Origin of the sequence: Mesorhizobium dulcispinae (assembly GCF_033977345.1) — a bacterium.
In the GTDB taxonomy this organism is placed as follows: Bacteria; Pseudomonadota; Alphaproteobacteria; order Rhizobiales; family Rhizobiaceae; genus Mesorhizobium; species Mesorhizobium dulcispinae.
Map to the genome: position 1 here is coordinate 51,779 of NZ_JAVIIY010000012.1, position 15,639 is coordinate 67,417.

Consider the following 15,639-nt stretch of genomic DNA (forward strand, 5'->3'; position numbering starts at 1 on the left):
AGGCCACCTGGCGCCTTAGTCCCTACTCCCTTGCTCACCTACTGACCTACTCCCCTAAATTCCGGAGGAATTTCTAATGGGTATCGAAGGTGTCGGCGCTCGCGTGGCGCGCAAGGAAGACAAGAGGTTCATCACCGGCGGCGGCCGCTATGTCGACGACATGGTGGTTCCCGGCATGAAGCACGCCGTGTTCGTGCGAAGCCCGCATGCGCATGCAGAGATCAAGAAGATCGATGTGAAGAAGGCTCAGGCGATGCCCGGTGTCGTCGGCGTGCTGACCGGCAAGCAGCTCAAGGCCGATGGTATAGGCAATCTGATCTGTGGCTGGATGATCCACTCCAAGGACGGCACGCCGATGAAAATGGGCGCCTGGTCGCCGCTCGCCGTCGACAAGGTGCGTTACGTCGGCGATGCCGTCGTCATCGTTGTCGCCGACACCAAGGGCCAGGCGCGCGACGCGGCTGAAGCGGTCGAGATCACCTACAAGGAACTGAAGGCGGTGGTCGGGGCGACCAAGGCGCTCGAAAAGGGCGCGCCGCAGATCCATGCCGAGGCCGAGAACAACCTGATCTTCGACTGGGAGATCGGCGACGGCAAGGCGACCGATGCTGCAATCAAGTCGGCAGCCCATGTCACGCGCATGAAGATCGTCAACAACCGGCTGGTGCCGAACGCCATGGAGCCGAGGGCAGCGCTTGGCCATTACGACAAGGCCGAGGACCACTACACCTGCTGGACGACATCGCAGAACCCGCATCTCGCGCGTCTGGTGATGAGCGCCTTCTACAATGTCGCGCCGGAAAACAAGCTGAGGGTGATCGCGCCCGACGTCGGCGGCGGCTTCGGCTCCAAGATTTACATCTATCCGGAAGAGATCGTCTGCCTGTGGGCGTCGAAGAAAACCGGCGTTCCAGTCAAATGGGTCGCCGACCGGACCGAGAGCTTCCTCTCCGACGCTCATGGCCGCGATCATGTCTCGACGGTGGAGATGGCCTTCGACAAGGACAACCGGATCACCGGCCTCAAGGTCGATACAATCGCCAATCTCGGTGCCTATATGTCGCTGTTCTCGTCCTGCGTGCCGACCTATCTCTACGCCACGCTGCTGTCGGGCCAGTACGACATCCCGGCCATCCACGCCAATGTGCGAACCGTCTACACCAACACCGCGCCCGTCGACGCCTACCGCGGAGCAGGGCGGCCGGAAGCCACCTACCTTCTCGAGCGCACGATGGAGACGGCCGCGCGCGAGCTTGGCGTGACGCCTGCCGAGTTGAGGCGGAAGAACTTCATCACCTCCTACCCGCACCAGACGCCGGTGATCCTGAGCTATGACGCGGGCGACTATAACGCCTCGCTCGACGCTGCGATGAAGGCCGCCGACTATGCAGGCTTCACGAAACGCAAGGCGGATGCCGCCAAGCAAGGGAAGCTGCGCGGCATCGGCATGAGCTGCTACATCGAGGCTTGCGGTCTCGCGCCGTCGGCGGCGGTCGGTTCGCTCGGCGCCGGCGTTGGTCTCTGGGAATCGGCGGAAGTGCGCGTCAATGCGGTCGGCACGATCGAGGTGCTGACCGGCTCGCACAGCCATGGCCAGGGCCACGAGACGACCTTCGCGCAACTGGTCAGTCAGCGCTTCGGCGTGCCGCTCGACTCGGTTTCGATCGTCCATGGCGACACCGACAAGGTGCAGATGGGCATGGGCAGCTACGGCTCGCGCTCGGGCGCCGTCGGCATGTCGGCCGTCGCCAAGGCGCTCGACAAGGTCGAAGCCAAGGCCAAGAAGATCGCGGCGCACCTGCTCGAAGCGGATGAAGGCGACATCGTCATCGAGAACGGCGAGGTCAAGGTCGCCGGCACCGACAAGAGCCTGCCCTGGTTCCAGGTGGCCCTCGCCTCCTATACCGCCCACAACTTGCCCGCCGGCATGGAGCCGGGCCTGAAGGAGACGGCCTTCTACGATCCGTCCAACTTCACCTTCCCGGCCGGCTGCTACATCTGCGAGGTCGAGATCGATCCGGAAACCGGCCTGACGGAAATCATCCAGTTCGTCGCGGCCGACGATTTCGGCAACATCATCAATCCGATGATCGTCGAGGGTCAGGTGCATGGCGGCATCGCGCAAGGCGTCGGCCAGGCGCTGCTCGAAGGTGCGCACTATGACGCCAGCGGCCAGCTTTTGACGGCAAGCTACATGGACTACACCATGCCGCGTGCCGACGACCTGCCGTCGTTCAAGGTCTCGACCTCGAACACGCCATGCCCGGGCAATCCGCTCGGGGTGAAAGGCTGCGGCGAGGCCGGCGCGATCGGCTCGCCGCCGGCGGTGATCAACGCCATCACCGACGCGCTGGGCGTCGTCGACATCGCCATGCCGGCGTCGCCGTCGACCGTGTGGTCGGCGATCCACGCCAAGAAGCACTGAGGAGGAGCAAAGATGTACTCGGTCAACTATCATCGCGCCGCCTCGGTCTCAGACGCCGCCAAGCTCCTGAAGAATGGCGATGCAAAGCTGCTCTCCGGCGGCATGACGCTGATCCCCGCCATGAAGACGCGGCTTGCAGCCCCTTCCGATCTGGTCGACGTGTCGCGGCTGAAGGAATTGCAGGGCATCAAGGTGTCCGGCAAGACGGTCATCATAGGTGCAGCGACGACGCATTACGACGTCTCCGCCGACGAGAAGCTGAGGAAGGCCTGTCCGGCGCTTGCGCATATGGCATCGCTGATCGGCGACCCGGCGGTGCGTTACAAGGGCACGATCGGCGGCTCGATCGCCAACAACGACCCGGCGGCCGACTATCCTGCGGCGCTGCTGGCATTGGGCGCGACGATCGTCACCAACAAGCGCGAAATCGCCGCCGACAAGTTCTTCAAGGGGCTGTTCGAAACGGCGCTGAAGGATGGCGAGATCATCACGGCGGTGACCTTCACCGCGCCCGCCAAGGCCGCCTACCAGAAGTTCCGCAACCCGGCCTCGCGTTATGCGATCGTCGGGGTGTTCGTGACCAAGGGCAAGGATGGGGTGCGGGCAGCGGTGACCGGCGCCGGCGACGACGGCGTCTTCCGCTCCAAGGAGATCGAGGCGGCACTGGCAAAGAACTTCGACACCTCGGCGCTCGATGGCCTCAAAGTCTCCGCCAAAGGCCTGATGAGCGACATCCATGCCTCGGCCGACTACCGCGCGAACCTGATCGCGGTGATGGCGAAGCGCGCAGTGGCCGCGGCCAACGCCTGAACTCTGATGGTTCGGGGAGAAAACGGGGCTGTCGCGGCCCCTTTTTCTTTTGCCGTGGCAACGGTTTGGGCGTTAGGCCCCGCCAAAATCAAAGCTTCGCACTTGCACAAAGTTATCCCGCACTGCAAAATAAACTGGGCGGAATACGAGGTGGGTCCGAGCGCGTGGCGGTTGCCGCGTTCGGGCCTCGAGTTGCGAAGGGACGGGCATGACCGACATCTCCGCGACGGCCGGTGTCCTGCCAAGGGCCACAGCCGACAAAGCGGCACGGACAAGGCTGGCCTATCTCGACGGTTGGCGCGGCCTGTCGATCGCGCTCGTGCTGATCGGCCACTTCTTTCCGGTTCCCGGTATCAATCTCGGCGTGCTCGGCGTCGAATTCTTCTTCGTGCTCAGCGGCCGGCTGATGGGCGAGATCCTGTTCATCGAGCGCTTTCCGCTGAAGAAATTCTTCAAGCGCCGCTTCTCGCGCATCTATCCGGCGCTGCTGGTGTTCGTGATCGCGTCCATGATCGGGCTGTCCGGCACCTTTATCGCCTTCAAATGGAAGGCGGCGCTTACCGCACTGACGTTCACCTACAACTATGCAGGCATTCTCATCAATCGCGCCGGCGCGCTCGACCATATCTGGTCGCTCGCCATCGAGGAGCATTCTTATGTCATCCTGGCGCTGATCAGCGTGGTGGTGTCAGGGCGCGCGAATGTCGTGCGGCTGCTTGTGGCACTCTCCGTGCTGGCCATGGCCAACGGCGCCATCTCCTACTGGGTTCTCGGCATGGATTACGAGACCAGCTATTGGCGAACCGATGTGCATATCGCCTCGATCCTGCTTTCGGTGTCGATCTGCCTGCTCAAGGCCGACGGACGGTTGCCGGCATTCCTCAGGAATCAGCATGTGGCGCTGGCGGCGGCAGCGTGTGCGGTCATGCTGTTCCTCGATCCGGTGCCGACGCCCGCGCATTATCTCCTGGGCGTGCCGCTGCTGGCGCTCGCCGTCAACACGCTCGATTTCGCCGGCGGCTACCTGACCGGATTGCTGTCGTCGCGGCCGATGGTGATGCTAGGGTTGTGGTCCTATTCGCTCTATCTCTGGCAGCAGCCCTTCTACAAATTCGTCTACGATCGCGACGTCGCGCCGATCCCGATGCTGGCAGCAGTCTTCGCCTGCGCGCTGGCGAGCTACTACATCGTTGAGAAACCGGCACGCGGCTGGCTCAACCGCAATTGGTGAGTTTCAGGCCTTGTCGCTCTTCCGCGCGGCGAGGTAGCGCCGAAGCCCAGCTTCGCCGCGCGGCGTGGTCCAGCGGTGGTTCCAGGCAAAGGCCGGCCTGAGCAGGGGCGCCAGGAGCTTGAGGATCGGCCTTTCCACGATGACCTGCCAGGTGAGTTTCACATGCGTGCCGGCCCCGGACGGCGACAATTCGGCCCGCCACAGGCCGTCGAAATCGCCGAAGGTCTTCACCACCACCAGCCGGCCCGGATCGAGCTCGGCGGCCTCGATGATGAAGTTCAGCTCGTAGGGCAGGGCGCCTCGCGCCCTGGCTCTCGCCCGCGAACCGACGACACCCTTGCCCTTTTTGTCGAGCGGCTCGACTTCCTTATAGGCATCGCCCCACCAGAGCGGCAGCAGCTTGGCGTCGGACAGAACGTCCCACACTTCCTGCGGCGTCCCTTCCGGAATGTCCCAGCTCTCGTCGAAACGGAAGACGTTGCTTGGCATGATGTCGCGCCCCTCAAGCCAGCGGAGTGCTTACATTAGCCCGGGCTTGTTTGCGTTGCCAGCGGCTGCTCAGCCCACGATCGGCTTGGCGTAGTAACGCACCGACTTCTTGCCGCCGTGGATCACGGCATCGCCAACTTCGGCAAAGCCGAGCGCGGCATGGAAGGCATCCGAGGCAGGGTTCGGCGGATCGGCATTGACCTCGCAGGTGACGATCGTGTGGCCGGCGCGCTGGGCATGCTCGAACAGATCCTCGTAGAGGCGGCGGGCATGGCCACGGCCGCGCGCCTCGGCTGCGACCACCACGCGGTCGACATAGACGAAGCGCGGATGGCGCTCGCGGAACCACACAAAATTCGGGCTGTCGTAGCGGGCGTCCTGATCGAAGCACATGATGAAGGCTTCGAGCGTCCCGATGCGGCGTGTGTAGAATGCCTGCCCGATCAGGAACGACAGCCGCTCCGGCTCCAGCCAGGACAATTCGGCGGCATGCTCGTTGTTGAGAACGAGGATGGCGGCCTCGTCGGCCGGCGAAACACGTTCGATCGGCAGCCGATCCTTCGACATCGTCAGTTCCGGCATCAGGCCCTCGCGGCCGCGATCGTTGCCGCCACCAGGGCCTCATCGGTCACCGTGTTGCGGTATTCGCGATCGAGGTCGTTGCCGCCCATGCCGACATGCGGGTTGCGGTAGCGCATGGCGCTCGGCACGTCGGCAAGCGCAGCGAAATGCATCTCGCTCAGCCCGGTTCGCCTCAGCACTTCGCCGATATTGTCGGGCGCCAGCCCACCGCAACCGAGAATGATGATGCGTTCGCCTGCCTGGCGAATGAGCTCGGCAAGCAGGTCGACGCCTTCCAGCGCGGTGTCGCGCTGGCCGCTGGTCAGCACGCGGCCGACCTTGCAGCGGATCAGCGCTTCGAGCGCCTCGGCCGGATCACGCGTCATGTCGAAGGCGCGGTGACAGGTGACGGCGAGAGGGCCGGCGGCGCGCACCAGTTCGCTCATGCGCGCATCGTCGATGGCGCCGTCGGCGGTCAGGCAACCGACGACGACGCCGGCCACGCCGAGATCGCGCAGTGTGCCGACATCGGCGAGCATCGATTGGTATTCCGCCTCGCTATAGAGAAAATCGCCGCCGCGCGGACGCACGATGACATGGAACGGGATGGCCGCGCGCTCAAGTGCTGCGCGCACCGTGCCGAGGCTTGGCGTGATGCCGCCTTCGACGAGGCTGGCGCAGAGCTCAACCCGGTCGGCGCCGGCGGCTTGCGCGGCAAGCAGCCCGTCTATGCCTTCGACGCAGATTTCGATCAGAGGTTTTTGGGCGTCGGTCACCAGCGTCCATCCATGTTGAAGAGAAGGCGCAGCCCTAGCATCGGGGCGATTGCGGCGAAAGCCGCATCGATCGGTCCAGCAACGAAGGCGCTCGCTTTCCGCTTCCGGATTTGCCCGATCTCGGTTGACAACTCATAACTGCAAAGTTATATGTCGATTCATAACTTTATAGTTATTGATCGAGCCGGAGCCGCCGATGGCGGACAGAAGCACGGCATCGGCTGCGAGAACCAAAGGAGACAGATCATGGAAGCCAGATTGAAGAACCCGGTGATGCTCATTCCAGGCGCCCTGCAAGCGCTGCTGGCGCTGGACAAGTCGACCGAAGCCGCCGAGGTGCCTTATGTGACGCGCAAGCTCATCCACCTGCGCGCCAGCCAGATCAACGCCTGCAGCGTCTGCGTCGACATGCATGCGCGCGAGCTGAAGAAGGCGGGCGAGAAGGACGAGCGCATCTTCGCCGTGTCCGCCTGGCGGGAAACGCCTTACTTCACCGGTGCGGAACGGGCCGCGCTTGCGCTGACGGAAGCCGCGACGCGATTGGCCGACCGCTCCGACGCGGTGCCCGACGACGTCTGGGACGAGGCGGCCCGGCATTACGACGACAAGGCGCTTGCCGCGCTGCTCATCCAGATCGCGCTGATCAACGCCTTCAACCGCCTGAACGCGCCGACCAGGCAGCCTGTGGGTGCCTGGGGCTGACATGGATATGGGGTGCCCGCCTTGGAGCGGGCGCCTCATTGGCCGAGCGGCGTTGCTGCCGGCTACTGCTTCAAGATCGTGTTCTTGGCGCCTTGCTCGACCTGGTCGATCACCAGGAGCTTCACCGGATCGGTGCCGATATTGGCGGCCTGATGCCATTGCCCGATCATCTCGACGATGAAATCGCCGGTCTTGTAGGTGTTGCTGTTGCCGGTCTCGACATTGGTGACCTTGAGCGTGCCGGCCTCGACATAGGCATAGCGCGGGAAGGGATGCTTGTGCACCGGCAGCGTCGCGCCCGGCGCGATCTGGTAGGCCGAGACCTGGACCTCGACATTCTTCTGCGGCAGCGTGATCGGCCGGCCGGAAGCCGTCGTCGTCTTCGACGCCAGCGGCGTCACGACAACAGGCGTGCCGGAGCTGTCCAGAGCGTTGGCGGTGCTTGAAGAAAGCGCTGCTGCCAGCAGCGCCGATGCCAGGATTTTTCGCACGACTTCCTCCCAAAACGGTGGGCAAGATCGCGCAGGCGCTGTCCGCGCGCAAGGATGGTTTGCTGGAAACCCAAAGCTGATGTTGAAGCGCGCACTAAGACGTAACCCCTGCTGTCCCGTCTGTAATCGTCATAAGCGCGCTGCCGCACTGGAGATCCGCCTTCAGGGGAGCGGCCAGGCCGGTCTCGGCTTCAGTCGACTATGATCTTCCCCTCGGCGTCGTCGTCGATGCTCATCGTGCTCAGCCGACGATGCCAGAAATTGCAATAGGCCGAGTGGTGAACAAATGTACCATGGTCATCTCGCGACTCGTACTCAATGGTTGCATGCCAAGTCTTGAAGTCTTCTTCGGCATGCAGGAGCCGGTAGTCGCGAGGGAAGCCGACCATTCTCACCGCCCATTCGCAGGCGGGGATCATGCTCCGGCGCTCGCCATTTGCGTGGGCGTCGCCACGTGGCGAAACCGCCAGCAGTGCTGCTATGCAGAGCCGTATCATCGCCTTCGCCCGGTGCCAGCCTGCCGCCCGCGCTTCGGCCCCTCAGACCGGTGACGGGTTGACGCCCGCGGCCCTCAGCTTCGCGGCAAGTTTCTCGCGAGTGGCGCATCCTTCTTTGTCGCCAGCGGAGCACTTCTTGTTTGCGTCGGACCAGTCCAGCAGCGCTGTGTTAATCCAACTGCCCGGGGCACGGGCTATCCCATAGGGGGTCGGTGATGCACCGGCAGCGACGGCTGCGGCCGCTGCAGTGCCCTGGCCATGCGGCGCGCGCTTCCAGCCGTTGATAATGAGGCAGTTCTTCATGTACTGATCTTCGGCGATGGCATTGCCGAGAGCATTGCCGATCCCAGCCCCAGCTACAAAAGCGGGGGACCCGATGGCAATATAGCCTTGGTCTGCCGACCCCTTTTGCATTTCGCACTGCGCATGCGCGACGTCGAAACTGGGCCCATAACCGATTTGTATGTAGTCTGCTTGATTGCTCGTCTGACAGCCGCATAGTGCGGCACTGGCACCTAGTGCCAACAACGCCTTTACTCTCATACCCCCGGCCCTCCCACGGCTTAGGGTTAAGCATCCTTTAAAGTGAATATTTGTGCAAGAGGGGCGATTATTTTGGGTAAGCGCCGTTCCGCCGGATCCGATAAGGCATTCGACTAGATATAGGCGGTTATTACTGGGACCGACTTCAAATGCGCTTATATGCCTTGTCAGCGAGCGGTCACTAGTTGGCGGTGACGGGAACGCCGAGATTCACCGTGACCAAATCGCCGTCGATATGCCAGCATCGACACGCATCGCGTCCTTGATACACCGGACTCATCCCCTAGTTAATTGCGCAGTCGCGAGTGGGGCAGCGGCGGTTGCACCGTTCCGACTGCATGCCGCGGATGGACGGCCGGGCCGACGCACCGTTGGAGGCCGCCGTGCGTCAATCCCATCGATCCAGCCTGGTATGTTTCACATTCGCTTGCTCGATAGCGGTGGCTTGCGCGGGCGCTGCAGCCGGCGACGAGCACGGCGGAGGTCATGACGCCGGCAGCCATCAAGGTGAGGGCGCAGGGCATGGCGCCGGCGGCCAGCAAGGTGAGGATGGAGGCCATGACGCCGGTGGCCAGCAAAATCACAATGGCAGCCCGCACAAAGGACTTGGCGTCGATCCCGGCGACTCCAGCGATCCCGGCGACCCCAGCAGCAGTCCATCATCCGACGATGCCCAGACCGACCCAACGACGGCAGTGCCATCGACCTCGGCCGCCAAAGCGGCCGCTGTCGTCCCGTCCTCGGACGGCGGACGGTCGCTTGACCTTCCGCCTGCCCTACAGCCGTCCGAAGACAGCGCTGTTCCACCGGCGGTCCATCCACTTGCAGCGCTGCCGGGCGTCCCGGACGACGTCGTTCGCGCCTGCCGTGACGCAATCGAGCAGGCCGCGGCCCAGTTTGGGGCGACCGGTGTGCGCGTCAGCAGCGCCGGTTCGATACAGCGGCTGAGCCGGCAGCGGATCTCGGCCCCCGTTCAGGTCAGCATCGACTATGGACATCAAGCCAGCGTCGAGACGCGCCAGGCGCCGGTCAGCTGCGAATTGAACGCGGAAGGCAGCGTGATCGGGCTGACATAGGGGTACGGCGCCGAACGTCTCGCCGTCGAATTCATCCCGCCCTGCGCAATCGTCGAGACTCAATCGAGCGTCGAATGTCTTGGCCGCAGGGAATAGGGGAGCGTGATAGAACGCACGCGGATCACCCGAGACGGGTTGCGGACCTTGCTGCGCGTGGTCTTCTGGCTGACAACCTTCACCTTGTCCGTGCCGGCCGATGCGAGGCCAGAGCGCGGCTTCGCGGGCTGCTCAATCTGTGCGTCGCGGCGCTCGGCCCTGAGCTTGTCGTTATCCGCGCGTACCGCGGCCAGCTCGCGGGCGAGAGAAACAGTCGCTTCACGTTGCTTGTCCAGCGCCTCCTTGAGCCTGATGGCGGCCTGCCCCAAAAGGTCTCGGGCTGCGTCGCGCTCGAGGCGGGCCTTGTTGAGGTTTTCCTGGGCCGAGACGGCCAAAGCGCGTTCTCGCTGCAGGGCCTGCGCCGTCGCGGTTGCAGTCTGCTCGGCCTGCTCTCTGGCCGAGACAGCCTTGGCGCGCTCCTGTTCAGCCGCGTCGCGCTCGAGGCGCGCTTTGTCGAGGTCCTCTTGGGCCGAGGCGGCTGCAGCGCGTTCTCGTTCCAGGGCCTGGGTCGTCTCCGTTGCAGTCTGCTCGGCGCGCTCTTTGGCTGCGATAGCCTTGGCGCGCTCCTGTTCAGCCGCATCGCGCTCTAGGCGGGCTTTGTCGAGATCCTGTCGGGTAGAGATGGCCGAAGCGCGTTCTCGTTCCAGGGCCTGCGTCGTCTCCGTTGCAGTCTGCTCGGCGCGCTCTTTGGCTGCGATAGCCTTGGCTCGCTCCTGTTCAGCCGCGTCGCGTTCTAGGCGGGCTTTATTGAGGTCCTCCTGGGCCGAGACGGCTGAAGCCTGTTCCCGTGCCAGGGCCTGCGCCGTCGCGGTCGCGGTCTGCTCAACCCGTTCCCGCGCTGTGGCCGCACCGGTCCGTTCCTGCTCGGCCGTGGCCGCGATCGCGGCCTTGGACAGCTCCATGTCGGCGATGTCGCCACGAAGGTCCTTCGACTTCCGCCGCTCCTCGGCAAGGATTCCGCTCGCTTGCGTCAGCGAAGCCTCGGCCCTGGTGCGATCCTCGGCGGCTTTGGCCTCAAGCTGTAGAATTTGCGCTCGCGCTTGCGACAGGTCGCGCGCCATCCGTTTGGTTCGCTGACGTTCAAGGCGAGCAGCGGGCATCTCTACAAAGACATAGTTGATGGTTTCGCCGAGCAACGCTCGGACGTCTTGCGCAATCCACTGCAATGCGTCGAGTGCGCGGGTTGCCGCGAGTTCGTTGCGCAAACGCTCCTCGCCGGCCTTGCCGGCGGCCGCCATGCTTGTCTTCAGCGCGTCGATCTGCTTGCGCGACTCAAAGAGCGCGCTCTGCAGGGAGGCGCTCCTGGCGCGCTCCCCCTCCATCGCTCGGTGCTCCTGGCCGGCCAATTCCCTGGCAGCGGCCGCCTGAGCGAGAGCTGCCCGGACTTGTGCTTTCGCAGTCGGGCTAGGCAATTCGACACTCGTGGGTCCCTGGGTTGATCCAGGCGTATCCGATGCAGTACTCGCCGGAACCTCGACGGCGCGTGAAAGATCAGGATGGGACTGGCTATCGGCCTGCGAAATGGCGGGGGCGCTTTCGACCGAGCTTTGTCTCGTCACCGCATAACCGAGCGGCACGGCCAGACAGATTGCGGCGACGCTCAGGCGTAACGCGAGACTCGTCGGCCGGTGAACGCGGGGAGGTGAGGCCATGGCGAAGAGGGTCGCCGAAGCATTGGTCGGGCTCCCGGGCGAGCTCTCGTCAGCTTCGGACGTCGTGTCGAAATATTCGTTTCGCACCCCGGACTGCCGGTTGTTGAGATCCTGAGGTCGGACGTCCGGGACCGGGGGCACGGCAACCTGGGAAGAAGCGGGCTCGGTCGTAGGGTCGCTTGGGCGGTCCCAGGCCCAGGAAGCCTCATCGAGGGGAACAGACCTGCTTTCGCTCAGGTAGCCATTTGGTGGCAGGTGACGCCGTTGCGCCGCGACAAAGATACGCCGGAGCAAAAGACAAACGCCTATCAATACAAATATCGTCATCCCGCCCAGGAGAGCGAGATCTGTGTTGTCTGCGTAAAATCCGGCAAGATGGTTGGACATCGCCGTGCCTGTGCGGTCTTCGGTGCAATTTTCAAGCTCGTGAAGCGGTGTGTGGATACTCGCCCTGGTTGGCTAAAGCTTCCGCCCGCTCTCGAGGCTGTCACTGTTTCGGGGCCCCTCCAGTGCCGTGCGAATTTGTCATTGCATGGCGGAGCGCCTGTCGTGCGCTGACAGATGTGCCGGCGCAGACGATTCTTGCCTGAAACGAAACCTGAAGATGTCGTGGCCGCGGATTGTCGGCCGTCAAGAACGCGCAGGGCTCCGAAAAACCCGGTCGCACCTCTCCATCCTCAACGTCTCGAGAGTTCTCCCACGGTGCGTGCCATGCTGCCATTTCGGAGTCTGGACGGTCCATCGTCGGTTTTAAGCTAGGTCACAGACCTCCGTGGTCAACCATCTGAGCCGCACTTCGGCCAAAACTGCCGTTGAGTGGTACCCACGAAGCGAAAAATCGCTGCACGTCGGATGCCGACAATCCTGTCCAGCATCTCAATCAAGGCGTCGCTGAGCATTTTTGAGCGACGCTATCGGCCGATTCCCATGATTCTCCCGGTGAGATCTGACCGCCTCCAGCAGTTCGCACTCGTTGGTATGAGCATTTCGAAAAATGGCCACAACCATCACCGCCAAAATCTCGGCGTCCGGGTCCAAAGGATCGAGCTGTTCATCCGCGCAGACCTGATTGAACACGCGTTCGCAAACATCCAGATCGAGAGGGCTAAGACAGGTGCGATTAAAACGCCGACGCAGCATTTGAGCGGACCTTTCAGGGCCCGCCGCCCCTTGCTTTGCGGCGGGCTTTTCTCACTGAGGTTTGAGCGATAGTATCGTTCATACTATTGTGGTGATATGCCCGAATATCACGGCTGTGCTGTCAATATTCCCAAGATCTGCGCGCACTCGCGAGATCTATATTGCCCGGACGTCATCAGTTGGTAATAATCTTGGCGCTTGTCTTCCGGTATTCGAAAGCCTCGCCGAAAATCCGCCGCCTCTTTGGGGGTTCTGGTGCAACCGAGTTTGCTGGCGCTGACTTTCAAGCTTGCCAGTGAGCATCCGAGCTTTGCCGCAATATCTTTCAATGGTTCGTTATTAACGTATCCATCGAGAATTATCTTGCGGCGAGTTTCTCCTTTGAGCTTTTCATTCATTTCATGGTCTCCTCAACATCGCTTTCACGATGTCGGATTCTATACGCACCAGTCCGAAGAGTGTCGTTATCGTCACATCCAGAAACTTATCTCGGGATGCATTTCTTTTTGTAATCCAGCGTGATCGCCGGTGAGGTCGACAGGCTTGCCAGATGCCCTGGATACACCACATGATTGCGTGGGCATGGGCATACCGGAATCGGATATGACACCACGCGCGATGGACGCTAAGGGGCAAGATGAGGCGCATGCGGGGCAAGCGCCGGAGCGCGAGCGACGTCGTTGGCCGCGCGACGTTCAACCTCACAATGAGGCCGCTCTACCACTCGCGCCGGTGCTAGAACCTTTGTCCTTTTCAACGCTCGAATTGGCACCAGAGGATCAATTCACCGCTTGGCAAGCGCATGTGGCACCGCTTGTTGAAGTCAAGTTGCCGGATAACAAATCGCGGGACGACGGCTTCCCTGCCGATCACACGGCTTGGAATCTTGGTGGCATGCTGATCGTTGAGCAGCGCGCGCCGGCACACAGTTATATGCGTTCCGCAGCGAAGCTTCGGTCCAGCTCGATCGATCACTGGTATGTCGTCTTGCCACATACTGGTCGTTCATGGACGGAGGTCGATCGCCGCGTCGCAGAGGGGCAGCCTGGCAAATTGGAGATCAGATCACTTGGCTACCCGTTTCGCGGGAGGACAACGGAATCCGAAAGTCTCTTTCTCTATTTGCCGCGTGATTTGTTCGCCGATGCGGCGGGGACCCTCGACGCAAACAACAATTCAATTCTGTCCGGCAACTTTGCCAATCTTTTGATCGACTACGTCAACAGCGTCGTAACAAGACTGCGCAATCTAACGGCGGAAGATCTGCCCCGCATCGTACATGCAACACGCAGCATGATCATTGCCTGCCTTGCGCCTCCGGCGGAACATGCCGCGGCGGCCGAACAACTGGCGAGTGTCGCGCTAATGGAGCGAGCGCGTCGATACGTGCAAAACAATCTGGACGCGGCTCGTCTGACACCGGATTCAATGTGCCGGGCGCTCGGCGTTTCGCGATCCCGTCTCTATCAGTTATTCGAACCGAGCGGTGGCGTTCTCCATTACATTCAAAGTCGCCGACTTTTGGCAGCCCATCTTGCGCTTAGCGATGCAGCGGATAATCGACGCATTGTTGAAATTGCGGAAGCCTTCGGGTTCAGCTCAGCGGCAAACTTCAGCCGGGCGTTCAGCAAGGAATTCGGCTACAGCCCTCGTGAAGCCCGTGGGACGATGGTGTTGCCGCGCCCCACCCACTCTGTTTCGCCTGGCGAGCAGGAGAAGGCATCTTCCTTTGAAGGTTGGCTCAAGGCGCTTGGAAGCTGAGCAGGGCGGCGGCGGTCGACATCGGCGACACTTCCAGTTCTGTAAGAACGCCGCTTGGAACGCTGTTGGCTGCCAGACGGCAATGCCGCAATTGGGCGAGGGATCTCGTGGGCTGACGGCAACCCAAAATAGCATGAGCCCTCGGAGACGGCGTAAAGGTCTGCCGCGCCGAAATCGAGATATGTACGCCCGGATAAGTATTTGGATGTGCCGCTAACGACAACGCGACCTTATTCGTAGATGTTCGCGATGACTTTAGCGGGGGGCTCGGCACAGGCGGCAGGTTTCCAAGTTGGGGGGAATATCGCACCGCCTGTGCCGACCGCGCCGCCGCTATCCGTCAAAGGTGGTGGCGTAATTGAGTTAGCGTGCCAAGGCCGGAGGCGGCCGGCTGGTGTTCGTTCCGCCGCAAAATGGGTTCGTGGGGGGCTCGGCGGCTTAGTGGGGGCTCGGCACAGGCGGCAGGTTTCCAAGTTGGGGGACATCGGCTCGCCTGTGCCGCTCGCGCCACCGCTGTCCGTCAAGGTGGTGGCGTAATTGAGTAAGCGTGCCAATGGCCGAGGGCGGTCGGCCGGTGTTCAATCCGTCGCAGAATGGCTTAGTGGGGGCTCGGCACAGGCGGCAGGTGTCCAAGTTGGGGGATACCGGATCGCCTGTGCCGCTCGCGCCACCGCTATCCATCAAAGATGGTGGCGTAGTTGGGTAAGCGTGACAAGGTGGACGGCAAACGGCTGGAGTTCATTCCGCCGCAGATGCCAACTCTTGTCGAGCAGCCGCCCGAAGATGAGGGGTGGGTTCACGAGGCCAAGCTCGATGGCTACCGGACGCAGATCATCATCGATAAGGGCGGCGTGCGTCTCTACAGCAAGAACGGCCGCGACTGGACGGCAAAATACTGGCCCATCGCGCTGGCGGTCGAACTGCCATGCCGGGCAGCCATTCTCGATGGCGAGGTGATTGTCTCAGGCGAGCGTGGCACGCCCGATTCCCCTGCGCTGGAAGCCGCGATCTGGAACGAGCCGAGCCGGCTGGTGTTCGTCGCGTTCGACATCCTCCATCTCGACGGTCGCAATCTCGCCCCCTTACCCTTGCTGCAGCGGAAGCAAGCGCTGCGGCAATTGGTTGAGCCCGGCCTCGGCAAGATCCAATACAGCGAGCATTTTGAGGGCGACGCGCTGGCGATCTTTCGCGCCATCGAGAAACCCGGGCTTGATGGCGTCATTTCGAAACGCGCCGATAGCCGCTACAGGAGCGGACGGTCTAAAACATGGCTGATGGCCAAATATTAGACACCCAGTTTTTGAATTGCCAGGTGCGTGATCCCGCCCGAGCACCCAACCCGCTCAAGGCCAAATCGTAAGCAGAATATTAGCTATGTTGCAGATAAGA

Annotated in this window: 16 protein-coding genes; 7 read left to right on the top strand and 9 right to left on the bottom strand. The window is 62.4% G+C overall.

Annotated elements, in window-relative coordinates; all coding sequences use genetic code 11:
• The first annotated feature begins 76 nt into the window (after window positions 1–76).
• The 3 genes from RFN30_RS23605 (at window position 77) to RFN30_RS23615 (ending at window position 4,466) form a co-directional block, all read left to right on the top strand.
• Complete coding sequence (locus RFN30_RS23605; RefSeq protein ID WP_320264487.1) at window positions 77–2,425, top strand: xanthine dehydrogenase family protein molybdopterin-binding subunit; 2,349 nt, start codon at window positions 77–79, stop codon at window positions 2,423–2,425.
• Window positions 2,426–2,437: 12 nt separating this feature from the next.
• Entirely contained in the window at window positions 2,438–3,235 is a 798-nt protein-coding gene (locus RFN30_RS23610; protein ID WP_320264488.1) for an FAD binding domain-containing protein, read from the top strand.
• Between the two features lie 208 nt (window positions 3,236–3,443).
• Window positions 3,444–4,466, top strand: coding sequence for an acyltransferase family protein (locus tag RFN30_RS23615; RefSeq protein ID WP_320264489.1), 1,023 nt, complete (start codon window positions 3,444–3,446; stop codon window positions 4,464–4,466).
• Between the two features lie 3 nt (window positions 4,467–4,469).
• On the opposite strand, the gene RFN30_RS23620 is transcribed toward RFN30_RS23615, so the two are convergent.
• The 3 genes from RFN30_RS23620 to RFN30_RS23630 form a co-directional block, all read right to left on the bottom strand.
• Window positions 4,470–4,955: an SRPBCC family protein gene (locus RFN30_RS23620; protein ID WP_320264490.1), complete on the bottom strand. Its 486-nt coding sequence runs from the start codon at window positions 4,953–4,955 to the stop codon at window positions 4,470–4,472.
• A 69-nt stretch (window positions 4,956–5,024) separates the two neighbouring features.
• Window positions 5,025–5,537, bottom strand: coding sequence for a GNAT family N-acetyltransferase (locus RFN30_RS23625; protein WP_320264491.1), 513 nt, complete (start codon window positions 5,535–5,537; stop codon window positions 5,025–5,027).
• Complete coding sequence (locus tag RFN30_RS23630; RefSeq protein ID WP_320264492.1) at window positions 5,537–6,292, bottom strand: copper homeostasis protein CutC; 756 nt, start codon at window positions 6,290–6,292, stop codon at window positions 5,537–5,539. The genes RFN30_RS23625 and RFN30_RS23630 overlap by 1 nt, the downstream gene beginning before the upstream one ends.
• Before the next feature lie 246 nt (window positions 6,293–6,538).
• Here RFN30_RS23630 and RFN30_RS23635 point away from each other — a divergent pair, with 246 nt between their 5' ends.
• Window positions 6,539–6,994 (top strand): carboxymuconolactone decarboxylase family protein, encoded by a 456-nt coding sequence (locus RFN30_RS23635; RefSeq protein ID WP_320264493.1) that lies wholly within the window; start codon window positions 6,539–6,541, stop codon window positions 6,992–6,994.
• A 62-nt stretch (window positions 6,995–7,056) separates the two neighbouring features.
• Here RFN30_RS23635 and RFN30_RS23640 read toward each other — a convergent pair whose 3' ends face one another.
• The 3 genes from RFN30_RS23640 to RFN30_RS23650 all read right to left on the bottom strand — a co-directional run bounded on the left by RFN30_RS23640 (window position 7,057) and on the right by RFN30_RS23650 (window position 8,525).
• On the bottom strand, window positions 7,057–7,485 hold the full coding sequence (locus RFN30_RS23640; protein WP_320264494.1) for a cupin domain-containing protein: 429 nt from the start codon (window positions 7,483–7,485) through the stop codon (window positions 7,057–7,059).
• Between the two features lie 191 nt (window positions 7,486–7,676).
• Window positions 7,677–7,982, bottom strand: a complete 306-nt coding sequence (locus RFN30_RS23645) for a hypothetical protein (protein ID WP_320264495.1) — start codon at window positions 7,980–7,982, stop codon at window positions 7,677–7,679.
• A gap of 42 nt (window positions 7,983–8,024) precedes the next feature.
• On the bottom strand, window positions 8,025–8,525 hold the full coding sequence (locus RFN30_RS23650) for a hypothetical protein (protein WP_320264496.1): 501 nt from the start codon (window positions 8,523–8,525) through the stop codon (window positions 8,025–8,027).
• A gap of 383 nt (window positions 8,526–8,908) precedes the next feature.
• Here RFN30_RS23650 and RFN30_RS23655 point away from each other — a divergent pair, with 383 nt between their 5' ends.
• On the top strand, window positions 8,909–9,601 hold the full coding sequence (locus RFN30_RS23655) for a hypothetical protein (protein WP_320264497.1): 693 nt from the start codon (window positions 8,909–8,911) through the stop codon (window positions 9,599–9,601).
• 59 nt (window positions 9,602–9,660) lie between these two features.
• Here the strand turns inward: RFN30_RS23655 and RFN30_RS23660 are convergent, their stop codons facing one another.
• From RFN30_RS23660 to RFN30_RS23670, 3 genes are all read right to left on the bottom strand, one after another.
• Window positions 9,661–11,019 (bottom strand): coiled-coil domain-containing protein, encoded by a 1,359-nt coding sequence (locus tag RFN30_RS23660; protein ID WP_320264498.1) that lies wholly within the window; start codon window positions 11,017–11,019, stop codon window positions 9,661–9,663.
• A gap of 1,206 nt (window positions 11,020–12,225) precedes the next feature.
• On the bottom strand, window positions 12,226–12,489 hold the full coding sequence (locus RFN30_RS23665) for a hypothetical protein (RefSeq protein ID WP_320264499.1): 264 nt from the start codon (window positions 12,487–12,489) through the stop codon (window positions 12,226–12,228).
• Window positions 12,490–12,596: 107 nt separating this feature from the next.
• Window positions 12,597–12,887: a hypothetical protein gene (locus RFN30_RS23670; RefSeq protein WP_320264500.1), complete on the bottom strand. Its 291-nt coding sequence runs from the start codon at window positions 12,885–12,887 to the stop codon at window positions 12,597–12,599.
• Window positions 12,888–13,107: 220 nt separating this feature from the next.
• Between RFN30_RS23670 and RFN30_RS23675 the strand changes: the two genes are divergently transcribed.
• On the top strand, window positions 13,108–14,250 hold the full coding sequence (locus RFN30_RS23675) for a helix-turn-helix domain-containing protein (protein ID WP_320264623.1): 1,143 nt from the start codon (window positions 13,108–13,110) through the stop codon (window positions 14,248–14,250).
• A 698-nt stretch (window positions 14,251–14,948) separates the two neighbouring features.
• Window positions 14,949–15,539: an ATP-dependent DNA ligase gene (locus RFN30_RS23680; RefSeq protein ID WP_320264501.1), complete on the top strand. Its 591-nt coding sequence runs from the start codon at window positions 14,949–14,951 to the stop codon at window positions 15,537–15,539.
• The last annotated feature ends 100 nt before the right edge of the window (window positions 15,540–15,639 follow it).

What these genes read in the sequence shown, in the direction of transcription:
- RFN30_RS23605 (WP_320264487.1), top strand. Translation starts at nt 77, where the DNA reads ATGGGTATCGAAGGTGTCGGCGCTCGCGTGGCGCGCAAGGAAGACAAG.
- RFN30_RS23610 (WP_320264488.1), top strand. Translation starts at nt 2,438, where the DNA reads ATGTACTCGGTCAACTATCATCGCGCCGCCTCGGTCTCAGACGCCGCC.
- RFN30_RS23615 (WP_320264489.1), top strand. Translation starts at nt 3,444, where the DNA reads ATGACCGACATCTCCGCGACGGCCGGTGTCCTGCCAAGGGCCACAGCC.
- RFN30_RS23620 (WP_320264490.1), bottom strand. Translation starts at nt 4,955, where the DNA reads ATGCCAAGCAACGTCTTCCGTTTCGACGAGAGCTGGGACATTCCGGAA.
- RFN30_RS23625 (WP_320264491.1), bottom strand. Translation starts at nt 5,537, where the DNA reads ATGCCGGAACTGACGATGTCGAAGGATCGGCTGCCGATCGAACGTGTT.
- RFN30_RS23635 (WP_320264493.1), top strand. Translation starts at nt 6,539, where the DNA reads ATGGAAGCCAGATTGAAGAACCCGGTGATGCTCATTCCAGGCGCCCTG.
- RFN30_RS23645 (WP_320264495.1), bottom strand. Translation starts at nt 7,982, where the DNA reads ATGATACGGCTCTGCATAGCAGCACTGCTGGCGGTTTCGCCACGTGGC.
- RFN30_RS23650 (WP_320264496.1), bottom strand. Translation starts at nt 8,525, where the DNA reads ATGAGAGTAAAGGCGTTGTTGGCACTAGGTGCCAGTGCCGCACTATGC.
- RFN30_RS23660 (WP_320264498.1), bottom strand. Translation starts at nt 11,019, where the DNA reads ATGGAGGGGGAGCGCGCCAGGAGCGCCTCCCTGCAGAGCGCGCTCTTT.
- RFN30_RS23665 (WP_320264499.1), bottom strand. Translation starts at nt 12,489, where the DNA reads ATGCTGCGTCGGCGTTTTAATCGCACCTGTCTTAGCCCTCTCGATCTG.
- RFN30_RS23670 (WP_320264500.1), bottom strand. Translation starts at nt 12,887, where the DNA reads ATGAATGAAAAGCTCAAAGGAGAAACTCGCCGCAAGATAATTCTCGAT.
- RFN30_RS23675 (WP_320264623.1), top strand. Translation starts at nt 13,108, where the DNA reads ATGGACGCTAAGGGGCAAGATGAGGCGCATGCGGGGCAAGCGCCGGAG.